Annotated in this window: 11 protein-coding genes; 9 read left to right on the forward strand and 2 right to left on the reverse strand. The window is 46.4% G+C overall.

What is annotated here, in order from left to right:
- Positions 1-229: 229 nt before the first annotated feature.
- From JJD41_RS09770 to JJD41_RS09790, 5 genes are all read left to right on the forward strand, one after another.
- Positions 230-1,057 (forward strand): prepilin peptidase, encoded by an 828-nt coding sequence (locus JJD41_RS09770; RefSeq protein ID WP_168571882.1) that lies wholly within the window; start codon positions 230-232, stop codon positions 1,055-1,057.
- Positions 1,058-1,146: 89 nt separating this feature from the next.
- On the forward strand, positions 1,147-1,896 hold the full coding sequence (locus JJD41_RS09775) for a dienelactone hydrolase family protein (protein WP_200665749.1): 750 nt from the start codon (positions 1,147-1,149) through the stop codon (positions 1,894-1,896).
- A gap of 161 nt (positions 1,897-2,057) precedes the next feature.
- Positions 2,058-4,346, forward strand: a complete 2,289-nt coding sequence (locus JJD41_RS09780; RefSeq protein WP_200665750.1) for a M10 family metallopeptidase C-terminal domain-containing protein — start codon at positions 2,058-2,060, stop codon at positions 4,344-4,346.
- A 180-nt stretch (positions 4,347-4,526) separates the two neighbouring features.
- Positions 4,527-5,396, forward strand: coding sequence for a S1 RNA-binding domain-containing protein (locus tag JJD41_RS09785; RefSeq protein ID WP_200665751.1), 870 nt, complete (start codon positions 4,527-4,529; stop codon positions 5,394-5,396).
- Between the two features lie 729 nt (positions 5,397-6,125).
- Positions 6,126-6,854 carry a PEP-CTERM sorting domain-containing protein gene (locus tag JJD41_RS09790; RefSeq protein WP_200667197.1) on the forward strand — a complete coding sequence of 243 codons (729 nt, stop codon included), beginning with the start codon at positions 6,126-6,128 and terminating at the stop codon, positions 6,852-6,854.
- A 411-nt stretch (positions 6,855-7,265) separates the two neighbouring features.
- On the opposite strand, the gene JJD41_RS09795 is transcribed toward JJD41_RS09790, so the two are convergent.
- Both JJD41_RS09795 and JJD41_RS09800 read right to left on the reverse strand, forming a co-directional pair.
- Complete coding sequence (locus JJD41_RS09795) at positions 7,266-9,527, reverse strand: GumC family protein (protein ID WP_200665752.1); 2,262 nt, start codon at positions 9,525-9,527, stop codon at positions 7,266-7,268.
- A gap of 80 nt (positions 9,528-9,607) precedes the next feature.
- Positions 9,608-11,026, reverse strand: coding sequence for an SLBB domain-containing protein (locus JJD41_RS09800; protein WP_200665753.1), 1,419 nt, complete (start codon positions 11,024-11,026; stop codon positions 9,608-9,610).
- A 797-nt stretch (positions 11,027-11,823) separates the two neighbouring features.
- Between JJD41_RS09800 and JJD41_RS25690 the strand changes: the two genes are divergently transcribed.
- The 4 genes from JJD41_RS25690 to JJD41_RS09820 all read left to right on the forward strand — a co-directional run bounded on the left by JJD41_RS25690 (position 11,824) and on the right by JJD41_RS09820 (position 17,301).
- On the forward strand, positions 11,824-13,263 hold the full coding sequence (locus JJD41_RS25690; protein WP_200665754.1) for an O-antigen ligase family protein: 1,440 nt from the start codon (positions 11,824-11,826) through the stop codon (positions 13,261-13,263).
- A gap of 680 nt (positions 13,264-13,943) precedes the next feature.
- The gene (locus tag JJD41_RS09810; protein WP_200665755.1) at positions 13,944-15,422 is read left to right on the forward strand and encodes a lipopolysaccharide biosynthesis protein; all 1,479 of its coding nucleotides are present in this window, start codon (positions 13,944-13,946) and stop codon (positions 15,420-15,422) included.
- A gap of 34 nt (positions 15,423-15,456) precedes the next feature.
- A complete protein-coding gene (locus JJD41_RS09815) occupies positions 15,457-16,314 on the forward strand; it encodes a sulfotransferase family protein (protein WP_200665756.1) in 858 nt (285 codons plus the stop codon).
- 57 nt (positions 16,315-16,371) lie between these two features.
- Positions 16,372-17,301, forward strand: coding sequence for a glycosyltransferase family 2 protein (locus JJD41_RS09820; protein WP_200665757.1), 930 nt, complete (start codon positions 16,372-16,374; stop codon positions 17,299-17,301).
- Positions 17,302-17,342: the final 41 nt, after the last annotated feature.

Here is a 17,342-nt window from a genome sequence, read left to right on the forward strand (position 1 = left end):
TGAACCCAGGGATTTAGGATCGATCTCGTACCTCCTGATTTTAAAAACCACGATCGCCGATTCGGCAAACGAGAATTTATCAAAAATCGATCGAAAATTCACTAGCCATTCATCGGTTTTGTTTCAGCTCGCCCCCGGCGTCAAACCAGGGACGATTGCTGTGGAAGTCGCGATCGGAAAGGGGGTAAGTTTTTGCTATGGTATTGGGCGTCCCCCGTCCTCGATCGCCATGGATTTGCTGCTGCTGACTCCGGTTTTCTTGCTCGCATTTGCATTAGGAGCTTCAATTGGCAGTTTTATTAATGTCGTCGTCTATCGATTACCCGCCGAATTGTCCCTGCTGTGGCCCCCGTCGCGCTGTCCGCACTGCCTGCACCGCCTGGCGCCTGTGGATAATATCCCTGTTTTCGGTTGGTTGAGGTTGAAGGGACGTTGTGCGTACTGTGGGACGGCGATCGCCAAACGCTATCCCTTAGTGGAAGCGGCGACGGGCTTGTTATTTGTCGGGGTCGTGGTGGTGGCGAGTGCGAATCCGGTGCAAATGGTCGGCTATTGGGTCTTTTTTAGTTGGTTGTTGGCGTTATCGTTAATCGATTTTGACACGATGACCTTACCCAATCCCCTGACACAATCGGGATTGATCTTAGGATTGGCATTTCAGGGAATCCTAGGGACGATCGCGGGTTCCGGAGGGGAGGCGATCGCGCAACGCTTGAGTTTTGGTATTTTCGGCGCCGTCTTGGGGATGTGGCTGTTAGAGGCGATCGCCTTCGTCGGTTCGATCGCCTTCGGCAAAACGGCAATGGGCGCCGGAGATGCGAAACTGGCGGCGATGATGGGGGCGTGGTTGGGTTGGAAATCCTTACTGGTCGCTTGTTTCCTCGCCTGCGCGATCGGCGCCTTCGGTGGGGGGGCGGCGATCGCCCTGGGCGCGTTATCGCGTCACAAACCGATGCCCTTCGGTCCATTTCTCGCCCTCGGTGCGGTGATTGCGGCGATTTGGGGAGAGGCGATCGTCACGACTTATCTGGATTTATTCTTTGCGCCCCTGCGTTAACCCACGGCGAACCACCTCCCCAGGTTAACTTTCCGGGTAAGCATAGCCTACAGTAAAAACGAAAGTACGACGGAATCGAAATCGGAACCATGCCAGATTTAGCTATCGAAACTGCTCCGGTGAAAATCCCCAACGGCGACTTGCAAATCGCCGCTTATCTCGCCCAACCAGTGGGAACCGGGCCGTTTCCCTGCGTCATCGTCTTTCAAGAAGTTTTCGGCGTCAACGCCCACATTCGCGAAGTGACCGAACGGATCGCCAAACAGGGCTATATCGCGATCGCCCCGGCGATTTATCAACGTACCGCCCCGGATTTTGAAGTCGGCTACAGCGACGCCGATCTCGCCCTCGGTCGGAAATACAAAGAGCAAACCACCGCCGACGAACTCCTCAGCGACACCCGGGCGGCGATCGCCTATCTCAAAACCCTCCCCTCCGCCCGTACCGAGGCATTCGGCTGTATCGGCTTCTGCTTTGGCGGTCACGTCGCCTACCTCGCCGCCACCCTCCCGGAAATTCAAGCGACCGCCTCCTGTTACGGCGCCGGAATCGTCACCACCTGTCCCGGTGGCGGCGAACCGACAGTGACCCGTACCCCGCAAATTTCCGGGGCGATCGACCTCTTTTTCGGCACCGAAGATCCGCTCATTCCGAACGAGCAAGTCGATCGCCTGGAAACGGAACTCCAAAAGCACGGAATTCGTCATCGCATCTTCCGTTACGAGGGAGCAACCCACGGTTTTCTCTGCGACGCTCGCCCTAGCTACAATCAGGAAGCCGCCGCCGATGCCTGGACTGGAATTTTCGAGCTCTTTCGAGACCGACTGCAAACTCCCTAACCGATCTCGGTGACGGTCCGTGCAGGGAAAATTGACCGGGATCGAGCGACTTCAGTACGATCCCAATCCCTCAAGGATCCCCGATCGCGATCGGGGATCCTTGAGTGGGGTTGACCCCGGTCAACCCCGTTTACAGCGTAATTGATTTAGGAGATGCAATCATGCCTGAAGGCGTTCTCAGCGACGACGTCAATCAAATTGGTCCTCCCCCGGAAACGGATTTTTTTGATGCGGATTTTTATCGATTGGCTAATCCCGATTTACTCGGGCTCACTCCAGAACAGTTAGAGGTTCATTTCCGCGAACGGGCGATCGCCGAAGGACGCTCGTTTATTCCCGTTTACGACGCCCAATTTTATCGCACCAACAACCCGGATTTAGCCGGATTGAGCGATCGCGCCCTCTTCGATCACTTCATTAATATCGGTTTGGGCGAAGGTCGTAAATTTTCCCCGGTTTTCGATATCGACTTCTACCGTCAAAATCTGTTACTCACCGAAAACGGCGCCGATATTATCGAACAGCTCACCCCGGAACCGATCCCGGAAAATCCGGCCTTAGAATTGTTTGCCGACCCTCAAACGATCGTGACGCGATCGCCGTCGCTCAACGAAAACTTATATAAATTATTCCTCGAAAGCGAATTAGGCGTTACCACCGATTTAGAAGAAGAAACCGGATTCAATCCGGAAGATATTACCGAAGAAATCGATTATTCTCCCTTCTTCGATCCCCTCTTTTATCTCAATAACAATCCCGACCTCGCCGAAGCGTTCGGCACCAATACCGAGCAAGCCCTACAACATTTCGTCACGCGCGGCATTAACGAACCGAGACGGGCTTCGCTGATTTTCGACCCAATTTTCTACATCCGTACCAATCCCGACCTCGAAGCTGCGGGATTGGCGACGCCGAAAGGGGCGTTATTTCATTACGAAATTAATGGGTTGCCCGAAGGCAGACGCCCGTCTTTGTTCTTCGATCCCCAATTTTATGTAGCTAGTAACCCGGACTTGCGCGAGCGAGGGTTGGACAATGAGGATCTAATCGATAATTTTATCCTCGTCGGGTTAGAACAGGAGCGGCGATCGTCGTTATTTTTCGACCCGAGAGCGATTAATTCTTTGATTATTCCTCAAACTACGCAAACGGAGGCAGAAGCGCAACAAGCTGACGACGAAACGCCCCCCAATTCGACTGAGAATTTATTAAATGGGGACTATCAGAAATGGCCGACGCCGATCGGTGGGATCTTAACCTATAGTTTCGTGACTCAAGCGAGTGCAGTTCAGTACGAAGGGACTGAAAGTGGGGTAGGCGAGGTCAACGAAGCGATTAAAAATAACGTGCGGCAGATTATGAATGAATATAATCAGGTGCTGCCGTTCGATTTAATTGAAGTCGCCGATCGCCCTCCGAATACGGGACAAATTCGCATTTTATTTGCAGATAATCCCAATTACGCTTACAGCTACGCGCCGGGATTGGGAACCGGGGGCGATATCGTCCTGAGTCGCAATTTTGAAACCGATCCGAATCGCTCGTTTTCCCAAGGGGCAGGCAATTTCGGCTACCAGCGTCTGGTGCACGAAATCGGTCACGCCCTCGGGTTGCGCCAACCGAACGACTACACCGGGTTTGCGTTCGCCGAACGCCCGACATTCCCGGCGGGAGGGTCGGGGTTGCCTTTTAATGAGGACAACAGCACGAATACGGCGATGAGTTTTAATATTGCCGGGGTCGGGGCGAGTACGCCGATGACTTATGACGTAAGGGCGTTGCAGTTCCTTTACGGGTTTAACGATGCCAATTTGGGCGACGATTTTTATCGTTTTGACGGGGCGAGTTTTATTGGGGTCAAGCAGACGATTTGGGATGCGGGTGGCGTCGATACGTTTGATTTTTCGGAATTGCCCCCGAGTGACAGTTATTTCTTCGATCTGAATGAGGGGGGTCAGAGTACGAATCAAACGGCGCTCAATGCGGCGACCTATCAGGCGATTAACGATCCGAGTGGGGCGACTTATGCGGCGAGTAGTTATGCGACGCGGGTCGCTTACGGAACGACAATCGAGAATTTAATCGGGTCGGCGGTCAACGATCAAATTTTGGGGAATAATGCGGCGAACCGCATCGAGGGCGGTTCCGGGGCGGACCGGATTACGGGAAGTCGCGGCGCCGACGTGATTGCGGGGGGGTCGGGAACGGATACGTTTATTTTTGCGCCGGGTGACGGGGGTGCGGCGGTCTCCGACGGGGATACGATTCTCGATTTTACGGTGGGCGAAGATCGGATCGGGTTGAGTTCGCCGTTGACGTTTGAGGCGATCGCAATCCAGGCGTCGGGAGGAAATTCTTTGTTGCGGATTGCCAATACGGGGGAAATTCTGGCGACGTTGGTCGGGGTGAGTCCGGGTCAGTTAGGGGCCAGTGATTTTATCGGGGTGTGAGGGGAAAAGGTGATGGGATTCGGGGCGATACGCCGGAGGCGTCGCTAAGCGCAAGGCGCACGCTGCGCGAACGCGATCTCGCGATCGCCCCGCCGCGTTCTGGGGTCGATTCCGTTGGTTTAAAATAGAGTTCGACCTTCACGCATTGTTGGTTTTTTTATTCAGTTGCAAAAGGAAAACATGTCATTTTCTGCGGATGATTTTGCCAAAGCCCTCGAACAAGAAAGCTACGATTTTCGACCGGGGCAGATTGTGAGGGGCAAGGTGTTCGAGTACGAGTCAAATGGGGCATATGTTGATATTGGCGGCAAGTCTCCGGCGTTTTTGCCCAAATCTGAAGCCGCACTGACTCCGGTAGAGAATCTGTCCGAATTTTTGCCCAAGGGAGAGGAACGGGAGTTCGCCATTGTCAGTCAGCCGAATGCAGAAGGTCAGGTGAAGGTTTCCCTGCGACAACTGGAATTGCTGAAGGTGTGGGACGAGTTGAGCGAAAAGCAGCGTCTCAATCAGTCGGTAGAGGTGCGGGTCAATGGGGTGAATAAAGGCGGCGTGACCGTGGATATTGGCGGGTTGCGGGGCTTTATTCCGCGATCGCACCTGCTTCAGCGCGGGGATTTGCAGGGGTTAGTCGGTCAAAAGTTGAGTGTGAGTTTCTTGGAACTCGATCGCGATCGCGAGAAACTGGTTCTCTCGCAACGGTTGGTCGCACAAGCGAGCCGCATGGAGGCGTTACAGGTCGGGCAGCTCGTGGAAGGTGAAGTAGTCGGGATTAAGCCGTTTGGGGTGTTTGTGGATTTGGATGGCGTGACGGCTTTACTGCACATCAATCAGGTCAGTAACAAGTACGTTCGCGCTTTAGACGAGCTGTTCCACATCGGTCAGGGAATTTCGGCGATCGCGATCGATATTGACGAGTACAAAGGTCGGATTTCTCTGTCTACGAAGCTGCTCGAAAATTATCCCGGCGAGATTCTCGAACAGTTCGACCAAGTGATGGCGGAGGCGCCAGCCCGTCGCGAAAAAGCAGGAGACAAAATTCTTCCGGAGTAGGAAAAAGAAAAGCGTGCAGTTGACCATCGCACGAGTTAATTGCAGCGATAAAAAGTTTGTGAAATTTTCTTTTTCCGAAGGTTTGGTATTTCTAGATCTCAAAAGGAATATCGTAGAGGAGTTTGAGAAAAAAATACATTCAAACTCCCTCTTGCCTAGAGAGAGCGTGGTTGGGCGTCCCTCGAGTCAAGTCTTTGTATGAAATTTTCACAGAGCCACTCGCTGCGATTTTACGGGTAAAGCATTTGAGATATAATAGAAGTAATCTCAATCTATATTCACCGGATCGGAGCTTGCGGAGTCTTTGAGGGTAGTTTCTCAGTTTTTCCATACCAGACGCAGGTTGATTTGTAACTGCATCGATCCCAATTCAACTATAAAGGTTAAGTGCATCGACTCGACAAAAACAATTCGATCCAGAGGGGGAAAGGCGATCGGGCATTAACTTCCTCCAGATCCAACGAACAATCTGTAAGGGCTTGCTTGTTTTGCCAACAAGTTCATCATTAGAACTTTACAGAGGCTCCCGTTTTTTAAAGAGTCATTAAACTGTGATCTCGATCGTGTAGTTTTAAGGAACTGCGTGAGTAAATAGAGGAGAAGCCTATTCAGATCGGCGTGCTAGCTGTCTCGTTAACAGAGAATATCCTCTTCAAGCTAGTAGGGGCGCAACGAATCTTCTCCAATCCGCAAATCTCAAGTTGAGTAACCGCATAACCGAGGTAACCCATGAATTTACACAAACATCTTTTAACGGCTACAGTCGCTACCACATTAGTCGGTACGCTCTGTGCGATGCCCGCTCGCGCTGCATCTTTCAACAACACTGGAATTTTGTTCGACACCGATACGACCGTCGATTTCAGCTTCCTGAAATCCAACGGGTATTGGTTCGGTGAGTTCGGCGTTGAGGACATTGCCACAGGAACCCAAGAAACAATTCTGCTGTTCGAGTCTCTCAACGTCGATCCGGGTAGTGGGGTCTCCAACGATAATGAAGGGACTGTAGGCACTGACAACGCCGTACTTCCTGGTAATGCGACGGCGAGCTTCACCTTTGAAGCGGGGAAAGAATATAGTCTCTTTCTCAGTAGCTATGGGGTCAATGAGGATGGTAGCCAAGGCGACCTGCAAAAGACCGTTTTTTCGACGAGCAGCCTCAACCCCGAACGATGGGATCAAAATGTCACCATTGCAGATAACAATTACGATTCGAGTTATGACGGGATGACGGTCAATGCTCGCGATCGCTTCTTGTTTGAAGGCGACGATCTCACGGCGGGATTGAAAATGTTAATCGAAGATAACGGGATTGCTGGAGATAATGACTATGACGACTTTGTAGTTTCTGCTCGGACGAGTCAAGCTTCTGTTCCGGAACCCGCGACTTTACTCGGTTTAGGAGTGGTTGGTGGAGCAATGGCCTTACGTCGTCGCAAAATCAATTCGATTTCATAAGAGGATTGAAGGCAGAAGCAGTCACACTGAGATTAGTTCCGTTTCTCCATATCGACCTTTTGCTAGTCAATCGCTTCGATACCCATTTGGATTCGGGGATCGAAACTTTTTTAGGACAAGGTAAAAGCCAAAAAAATATCCAGCGATCCCCTAGGGAAGCTCGCGATTGGATCGGCAAAACCGATTTAGACCGTGCGGAAAGCTAAGTCCGCACGGCTTGTTTTTGGAGGGGATTGGGAAATAATGCGGACGACTGGGGTAGTGACGCCGAAAGCCCACTCAGGGATTTCGAGATCCTCAAGGGGAAAATCTCATCAAACAGGGTGGGGTCTGATTTCGGAGAAAAAATCGATCTGGAGTGAGGCGATCGCTCATGGTCTTGTTGAGAGCCCAGATCGCCTACCTCCTTCCTCAAGAGATAGAACGCGGCGTATATCCTTTAATCCCGTTCGCAACAACACCGAGAACGGGAGATCCGGCAATACTCAATCCATCTAAGACTTGTTTGACCATCGTGCGATCGGTTTTTGCCAGTCCCACCAATAAAATGAGTCCGTCTGTTTGCGAAGCGAGAATGCTCGCATCAGCCAGACCGAATAACGGCGGCGAATCGTAGATGACTAAGTCGAAGAAGTCTTGGAACTGTTCCATCAAACACTGCATTTTTCTCGAAGAAAGCAGTTTAATGGGATCGGAAGGCAAAGACCCTGCAGTCAAGACGAAGAGATTTTCTTCTGTAGGCGATCGCTGGATCGCCTCATTCAGACTGAGATCGGTCATAATCGTATCGCTCAGACCCCGAAGGTTGGGAAGGTCGAGTTTGGTATGAACTTTTGGATAACGCAAATCTGCATCGACCAGTAAGACCCGTTGTCCGATCGCGGCTGCCGTTTCCGCAAGATTTAATGCGACCGTAGACTTTCCATCTCCCGAACTCACAGAACCGATGACGAGGGAGTGAATCGGTCGTTCGGAGCGCAGCAAGCGAATATTGGTATGGAGCGATCGAAAGGCTTCCAAAATCGGAGAGGCATTTCCATATCCAGTTGCGGACGTGCGACGGCTCGATAACAGCGCCTCTCGATTTGAATTTTGAGAAGCCAAAGCCATGATGGGAGAAAGCTTCTTGGGCGCTTTCGCTCGTTTTTTGAATTCTTTAGCAAAAGGAATGACACCCAACAGGGGTAATTTCGTCGCTGCCTTCACTTCTTCAGGGGTGTGGAAGACCGTATGAAGCACTTCTACTAAAAACCCTGCACCAATGCCCACTAACATACTGATAATCACGGCAACAGCGAGCTGACGTGCCGTTTGCGTAACCGTAATTGGAATCGCACGACCCGAAGAATCTTGTGGAACTTTAGGAGGATCGATCAGTTCCCACGGAACCTCTTGACGGGCTACATCCACCCGCAACGCTTCCCGTTTTGACAAAAAGTCTTTGAGGGTATTGGTTGCCACTTCCAATTCCCGTTGTAAATCCATATAGACGCGAGCCGCTTCCGGCAATTGGCGTAACTCCCGATTCAGCATTGTTTCCGACTGTTCGAGACTTTGTTCGCGAGCTTTCAACTCTTCCCTCTGGCTGCGAACTTGCTTGAGAATCCCTAGCGCTTCTTTATTGGCTAAACTGTATAAGTTGTCTAATTTCTCTCTACGAGATTGAATGGGAGAACTATCCTCGCGAAAGAGGGCTGATTCGACGGCCAATTCACTTTCCAGTTTCTGAATTTGAGCCATCAAGGTCTCGTAAGCCTTGGCTTCCCTAGACAAAATAGCAATCGTATTTCCCTCGCGCATAAACTGCTCTAAGTTCTCGGAGAGGGCTTGAGTTTGAGCGAGTTGCGCTTGAACTTCCAAACGCTGTCTCTGAATAATCAAAAGGTGTTCCGACAGCACGCGATCGGCAAGTTCGGGATTCATAACGTTGTAGTTTTGCCGCAATCTTTGTAATTCAGTTTGCAGTGTATCTACTTTCTGGCGCAGCTCGGGTAAATTTTTGTCGATAAACTGAATCCCTTGGCGCAAACTGGTCATGCGTTCCTTAACGCTATAAGCCAAGTAAGCATCTACGAGATGGTCTAAAACAACTTCTATCCGTTTGGGGTCGACATCTTGATAACTGATGACGAGAATTTTTGTTCCTTTCTCGTTGGCGCCTTTCCCCACTGTAATCCGAGTCATTCGGAGTCGGCTAACCAACGTACCGTAGCGCATTTTGGGATATTGGGTTTGTAACTGATCGACGACGGGTTCGAGTAACTTGGGACTGCGTAAGACTCGGATCAAGGTTTGGTAATCTACCAAGCTCGTCTCTTCGATCCTGGCTCTTTGCAAATCTCCACCCGTATCCGGACTTTGCGCCATGATGTATTGTCTGGCCAAGCGGCCTTCGGCGGTAATCGGCTCGACCAATAATTTGAACTGTCCCTCATATTCGGGAATAACCTGACGGGATTTTTTGACGATCGCCGCTCCGGTTAAGACACTCAATACGATCGCCACTAAAATCATGATGGGAAGTCGGCGGCGCACCACAGCAAAAAGCCAGGCGACATCAAACTTCTCTTCTTCACTTGGCTCGTTGCCCTCGCTATAAGTCGGCAAGAGGGGTTGAGGAGAATTGAGTTGCTGTTTTTGGGAAAATGTCTGGAACGGGTATTCTGAATCCATCTCGCCACCTATCAACTGGGATTGTTGTTTCGCTACGACTAAAAGATTGCCTGTTTAACTCCGCCTTGAACGCGATGGGTTTACGGACTGATGATTCCCAAAAAGTCCAAAATTCTGAGAATGGACAGGGCACTTACGCCAAAAGAGGCTCCACTATTTACGTTATCCGCAAATCGAGTGATGGGATTGGCACTGACCACAATAATGTCGCGATCGCGTAGGATCGGATTGGTTTGCTCGTTAATTCCTTCCTCAAAATTAACTGGAACTGTTTGTCGAGCTACCGTACCATCAGGATTGAGGCGAATTAGCTCGACCGTATCGCTTTTGGCTCGTCCGGGCTTAAATCCCCCCGCCGCCAGCAAAGCCTGATTCAAAGGGGTATTGGGTGCAATACTAACCGATCCTGGATTGATTACTTCTCCAACGACATTCACTTCAATTTTATCGGGTGCAAAGGTCGCATTGGCTAATTCAGCCGCTTCAGCAGGGTTGATCTCATCCACCTTCGGAATCACGATCGTATCTCCATCTTGCACGATCGTATCTTGGGCAACATCTCCCGTATGCAAGAGTTGCCAAAAGTCTAACTCAATGATTTGGTTGCTGCCGCTTTGGGTCGGTCGCCGAATCTGGATTTGCCGAATATCGGCTAGGGAAGTAATCCCTCCAGCGAGTTGCAGCGCCCGCATGACCGTAGGCAATCCAGCGGCACGGATCCCCGTACCCGTATCCCCACCCAGGACGATATAAGAACCCGGACGTTGAACTTCTCCAATCACCGTGACCATCCGGGGTTCTTCAATATCTCGGGCAAAACTCGTCTTCGAGAGTTGACGCAGTTCGTTAAGATTAATTTCTGTAGCGGTCGGGATAAAAATCGCATCGCCATCGCGTAAAGTTAAATCTTGCCCGCGATCGCCCGTCTGCAACATTTTCCACAAATCTACATAAAACACTCGTTCCTGGTTAGCATGATACCGACGGACTTGAATTTGCCTGATATCTGCAGCCAGTGTAATGCCTTTTGCCGTCTCAATCGCTTGTACCACCGTTGGATACTGCACCCCCGGAATATTGCCCGCTCCCGGTGTCAGTCGTAAAGCGTAGGATCCTGGTCGATTGACTTCTCCCGAAATCCAAATATTAAGCGGGCGAGGAGCAACAAGGCTGACGGTGACTTCCGAGCGTTTGAGAACCCTCAAATACTCTGTTTCGATCTTTTGACTAGCTTGCGCCAAGCTCAATCCTTCAATGTTGACACCGCCAATAAGCGGTAAATTAATCGTTCCATCGATCGGAATTTGATATTGACCGCTATATTGAGGAACATCCAGGATATCAATCTGAATCAAATCACCACCGCCTAAGGTATAGGCATCTGCACTGTCGGCAAACCTATTCCCATCACGTTCTTGAACGAGTAAAGTCTCGGAGGAAGAAACTTGAGCTAAACTTGGAGACGAAAGAGCAACGACAACATAGGCCAACAGTGCCATTGACTTCGCCGCTCGATGTTTGCTTTTTGCTAAGTAACAAGTTGGAGTCATACCCTAGTCTTTAAAATCGACAATTCTAACTATGAATTTTGTGGAGGTCAAATCGTCGCAACCCAGAGGTTTCTGTGATTGCCCGTATGTATGTAGGTTCGATATACAGTTGCTCATCTTACCGAGATCGGCAAGCGAGCCCTCCCCCGGTATGCCCAGAACTTAAACTTTCTCTAAAGATTTACTGCATTGTTGTTAAGAGACAGTCTTTTCAGAAAAAGTTCCTCTTTCATCCTGAATTATACTGCGCCGTTTTGCCATCGAACTCCGTAGTTCAAATGCAAAGTCAAAATTTAATTAGCTCGATCGCCGTCTCAATTGTATGACGCTTTTCATTAGGGGGAACAGGAAATTTTAAATAACTGATAAAACTCGACTCCTCTTTTCTCATTCTAATTACCGTGTTAACAATCGCAATACATTGCCACATGGAGCCGGAAAAGCCACTTTGTAGAAAGATCGAAAAACCTTGCAACTCAATTGCTGAAAAAGATGGGATCTCGGAGATCGTCATCCTTAGAAAATATTCTATCTCAATCTCTGAGATTGTTTTCGATTTAAAGCATCGTTCTGAAATATCCCTTATTTGCCCAGAGTCATCCACAAGCTTTTCTCTAAGTGGCCGATAAGTTCACAACCACTCATATTGAATCCATTGCTTAACAGTAAATTTTCAGGATTGCCATTAATCACCAAAAAATACTCTTTTTTAAAATTATCCGCTTTTTAATCGTCATTAGTGCCAAGTGAAAGAACTCATTCTAAACCCATTAATTTTACCATTAATTTTATTGGCAGGAGTGATTTATTTACTGCTTGCCTATAACTTTATAAGTTGGAACAAAAAACTTGCCAATTTTGTAGAAGAAGCAACAATTTTTCTGTTCTTATTCCAAATCCCTGCATTAAGTGTTGGGATGTTTCCAAAACTACATCCAGCCGCACTCTATCATCGAGAAAAGACGATTGCTTCAGCCGTCGTGCAATTGGGGGTTTATGTAGCGGTATTGTTAATTTTATCTCCCCAGCTTTATCGAAACCTTAAAGATATTATTTATAAAGTCGGTTTTTTCCTGATAAAGGATCCTTTTTTCTTCTTATTTTTATTTTTGGCTTTAATGTCTTCTTTTTGGTCTGAGACTCCATCATATACACTCAAGACCGGGCTGGTTTTATTATTAGTAACAGTAATTTCTGTTTATATTGGTAAACGTTTTACGTTTGAAAAGATAGCTCAGCTTCTACGATGGAGTTTGGCTCTGAACTTCATTCTAAGTGCTTACTATGCCTCAGCCGTTCCCTCCATCGGTATTAATCCTACGAAAAGTGCATGGCAAGGTATAAACAGTCACTCAAATCCATTTGCAGCACTCATGGCTTTGTCCTCTGCACTCTGGTTGATTGAAGTTTTAACGAATCCTAAAAATCGATCGTTATCTGCTATTTTTACTTTGCTATCTTTGTATGGTTTGCAGATGGCAAAATCTGCAGGCGCCAAAGTCAACTTTCTGGGATTATTTTTACTATTTTTAGTGACTCGATTTGTCAAAAAATTGAGTTTCAGATGGGCATTTTTTGTAATGGTAATTTTCCTGGTTATTGGGATTGGAGGAACTTTAATTGTAACTGAAAATTTAGAAGCGATTGTTGTTGGAGGTCTGGGTAAAGATTTAACAATATCAGGTCGCACACCTCTATGGTCTTATCTTTTAACGGAAAAGGTTCCACAACATCCTTGGCTTGGATATGGATATCACGGTTTCTGGCAGTCTTGGCGAGGAAAAGACAATCCAGCAGCAAATGCTCCCGATGGGAAGCTATGGATGCCTTCTGGTGATGGCTATTGGGCACCTCCTCACGCACACAATGGCTTTTTTGAGATCCTTCTCGATTTAGGATGGGTAGGATTCATCCTTTTTGGCTTATCATTTTTTAGAACCTTTACCGATTCTATCAAATACCTCATTAAACGGAAGCAGGGAGTAACTCCTATTGACTCAGCTCTCCCACTTATAGTATTTCTATTTGTGATTTTTCCAAACTTAACTATTAGTCGTTTAGTAGAGCCTAATGAAATTTGGTGTCTTTACACGATTATAGCTACAGGAACAGCATTATCTAACATCAAAAATCGTTCAAAAGGAGAAGTTCGCAGTGTAAAAACCCCCTCAATTCGCCCTCCATAATATTCTACTTTCAAAGTCCATTATCAGACAGTAGCAAAAAGATTTTATTTAGCATAGTAAGTTCGCAATAATCTAAAGCAGTTATTTTAGCTATTTGCGGATTAGTTGTCGTGCGACTTCGAGTTCTTGCATTTTGCATTTTACAGAAGGCCCCGATCGTCTGACAGGTATTCAAATCATTTAATATTATCTATGTAGCGCTTTTCTCTCAGGAAAAGTGTTCGACACCTGTTGAATTATGCCTTCTGGATTGATGGGTAGCATATGTCTGTTTTTGACAGCCCTAGAATTTAGATGACAAAAGCATTTCAAGCTTGGAGATGTCTAATAATAAATTGGACGATCGCTATAGAGTTGTTTTTTGAGTCCATTGGCTGTATATTCAGAGAAGGAGATTGGTGCATCAAGCTGCGAGTCTAAAACCTTGGCCAATCGTGGCTTTGACTCGTTCAAGAACTTACGACTTTCAGTACACTTTTGCTTGGGCAAGCATACTTTGCTTTGTCTAACACATTTCCATTGCAAATCACAAAGCAATCTATAGATAGAGCAAAAAATCTAGTTTATATCGAGCCTTTTTATTTCAAAAATTGTGTTACATTTTATTGACATATTGAATTGCATAAGCTCAATTAGCATTAACCTTAAAAAGTACATTTAGAAAGGAAATCTCCTGACTCGTGTCTGGTAATAACTTACGACAAGCAGCATTGGTAGGAGTAGTTTGGTCGGCCATTGAAAACTGGGGTTCCCAAGTTATTTCGTTTTTAGTTTTTTTCATACTTGCCCGACTCCTCGACCCACAAGCTTTTGGTTTAGTCGCTTTAAGTAGTGTCTTTTTTGCTTTTTTAGAATTATTTCTAAATCAAGGCTTTGCCAATGCATTAATACAAAAGAAACACGTCGATCCCGAGCATCTAGATACAGCTTTTTGGATTAATTTTTCGATCGCGCTACTTTTGACGTTACTTGGCGTTTTTGCAGCAGAATCTGTTGCATTGTGGTTTGAAGAACCCAAATTAGCGCCAATTATCCAGTGGATGTCATTATCTTTTTTAATTTCGGCATTTAGTGGAGTTCAGCAAGCATTATTTCGTCGAAACTTAGCATTTAAAGCTTTATCAGCTCGGACACTTTTAGCCACTTTTGTTGGTGGTCTGGTCGGCATTGTGATGGCTTCTACAGGCTTCGGTGTCTGGAGTTTAGTAGGTCAGCGATTGAGCAATGGTGTTGCTGGGGTTCTGGTGTTGTGGTGGGCGAGTGACTGGCGACCGGGACTTAAGTTTTCAATTTCCCATGCTAAAGAATTATTCAGTTTTGGGGTTAATATCATGGGATCCCAGATTTTAACCTTCTTTATTTTACGTGCTGATGATTTCTTAATTGGTAAATTTCTGGGATCCGAAGCTCTAGGTTATTACACGATTGCTTACCGGGTATTGCTCATGATTACCCAACTTCTTTACAGTACGACCAATCAAGTTGTGCTTCCGGCGTTTTCCAAACTTCAAGAAGAACCCGAACGCTTGCGAAAAGCACTTTATAGCTCGACACAACTGTCTAGCTTAATTTCTTTACCCTTGTCCGTTGGAATTGCCGTGCTTGCCCCTGAATTAGTGGTATTTCTTTTTGGAGACAAATGGATGCCCAGTGTCCCGGCTATGCAGATTTTAGCTTTTATTGGGCCGTTGCAATTAAGTCAGGGAATTAGCACAACTCTGCTCACGGCAATGGGAAAACCAAGCTGGAGTTTAGCTATTAATTTTATTAACTCAATCACCCATGTGATTGGCTTTCTAATTGCCGTTCAATGGGGATTTATTGCTGTAGCGGCGGCACGGGTGACCTGCGGTTATCTTGTCGCTCCAATCCGGATGTTAATGGTACGTAAACTGTTGAATATTAAACTTATTACTTATGCCAACCAATTCACAGTAGCTTTAACCGCTTCCTTGGCGATGGGAATGGCAATGTATGGCATTCAATATTTCCTAGGAAGTTTGCTAAACTCATTTAGTATCTTACTGCTGAGTAGTGCGATCGCCCTCATGATTTATCCGCTTGTTATTTGGTTAATGGCTCCTGAGTTATTAAAGCAAGTTTTAGAAATGGCGAATTCTATCATTTCACGAAAACGTGCAAACAAAAAATCAGGATAGTAAAGTTAACAAGAACTAAAGAGGTAGACAAGTGATGAATACTTCAAATATTGGCCATCTTTTTCTGGTCGGCTGTCCCCGGTCTGGAACGACACTTTTACAAAGTTTACTCGCGGCACATTCACAAATTATTTCTTTTCCAGAATCTCATTTTTTTGAACATTTAAGTGCCCGATGGCCTTGGGGAGATATATTCGGTCTGGCTTCGGGGAGAGCTTCGCAGCAGTTTCATAAATTTTTAACCGTTATAGAGCGAGAACAATTTGAAGAGTACATTCCGAAAAAAGCTATCTTTAGTCAACAATATTCCCGTGCTTTTATTGAGGTCTTAGATCGTTATGCTTTAGAACACCAAAAATCTTGGTGGTTGGAAAAAACACCACAACATTTACGCTGTATAGATTCGATCGAAAATCAAGTAGAAAATCCAAAATTCATCCATTTAATTCGTAACGGTGAAGATGTTGTTGCTTCCTTGTATGATGCCTCTCGCAAACACTCAGAAAAGACTTGGGGTGGAGCGTGGGATATCGATCGCTGCATACAAGTTTGGATCGGTGATGTAGAACACTCGCGCAAGCACCTCAAGAAATCTAACCATATTTTAGTCAAGTATGAAACTCTCGTCCAAAATGCAGAATCTGTCTTGAATACTCTCTGTCAATTTGTGGGAATAGAGTTTGAAAAAAGCATGATGGAAGATTATACAGAAGCGGCCAAACAAGTTGTCAGAGAACACGAATGGGCCTGGAAAGCTTCTGCCGGAGCACCGATTAAAAATGCGAATGGTGAAAAGTTTTTAAAGCTATTTAACGAAGAAGAAAGACAGTATATTAGCGATCGCATTGCCGAAGCCAAAGTAAATGAGTTGCCAGAACTACAATTGACTTAATGAATTTGCCAGAAGGCAAAACTTCCAAAAGATTGTAATGACTAAAAGTTACCTTCTATGAAAACAGCCGTTGCTTTTTTAGTGTTTAACCGCCCTGATACGACTGCAAAAGTATTTGAAGCCATTCGTCAGGCTCAACCCCCCAAATTATTAGTTGTTGCTGACGGTCCGAGAGACAACCGACCTGGTGAGGCGGAAAAATGCGCTGAAGTTCGTAAAATCATCGATCGTGTTGATTGGAACTGTGAAGTATTAACTAATTATTCTGACAAAAACTTAGGCTGCAAAGCTCGCGTTTCTAGTGGTTTAGACTGGGTTTTTCAAACAGTCGAGTCTGCAATTATTCTCGAAGACGACTGTCTACCCCAACCTAGTTTTTTCCGCTACTGTGATGAATTACTTGAAAAATATCGCTCGGATACCCGCGTCATGCATATTGCGGGGACCAATTTTGGAATCACAGGTCAAAATGAACGCGAAAGCTACTGTTTTTCGCGACGAACTCATATTTGGGGATGGGCGACTTGGCGTCGAGCTTGGCAGTATTATGATGTCACGATGAAATTATGGCCTGAATTTCAAGCACAAAATCGCTTAATTCAAGTGGTTGGTAATCAAAAGGAAGCGGAAAAGAAAACGGAGATTTTTGATAAGGTTTATCGGGGAGAAATAGATACCTGGGATTATCAATGGCATTTTACTTGTATGTGGAATGGTAATTTGACAATTATTCCACATACAAACATGGTTGAAAATATTGGGTTTCAAGAAGCTTCAACGCACACGACAGAAAGGCCAGGAGATTTTGGAGAATTGTCGGTGAAAGATATTGATTTTCCTCTCATACATCCTAAGTTTTTTGTCAGAGAAGATCTTGCGGATACACTTTATTTCAACAAAATGCACAACCCAAGCTTAAATACAAGGATTAAGCGAAAGGTCAAAAAGATACTAATAAAAATATCTAAATTGACATCAAGTAATTAATTTTCAAAAATCAATACAATTGGAAATTCGATTGTATTTGA

Source organism: Oxynema mangrovii CENA135 (genome assembly GCF_016632315.1).
Taxonomy (GTDB): Bacteria; Cyanobacteriota; Cyanobacteriia; order Cyanobacteriales; family Laspinemataceae; genus Oxynema; species Oxynema aestuarii.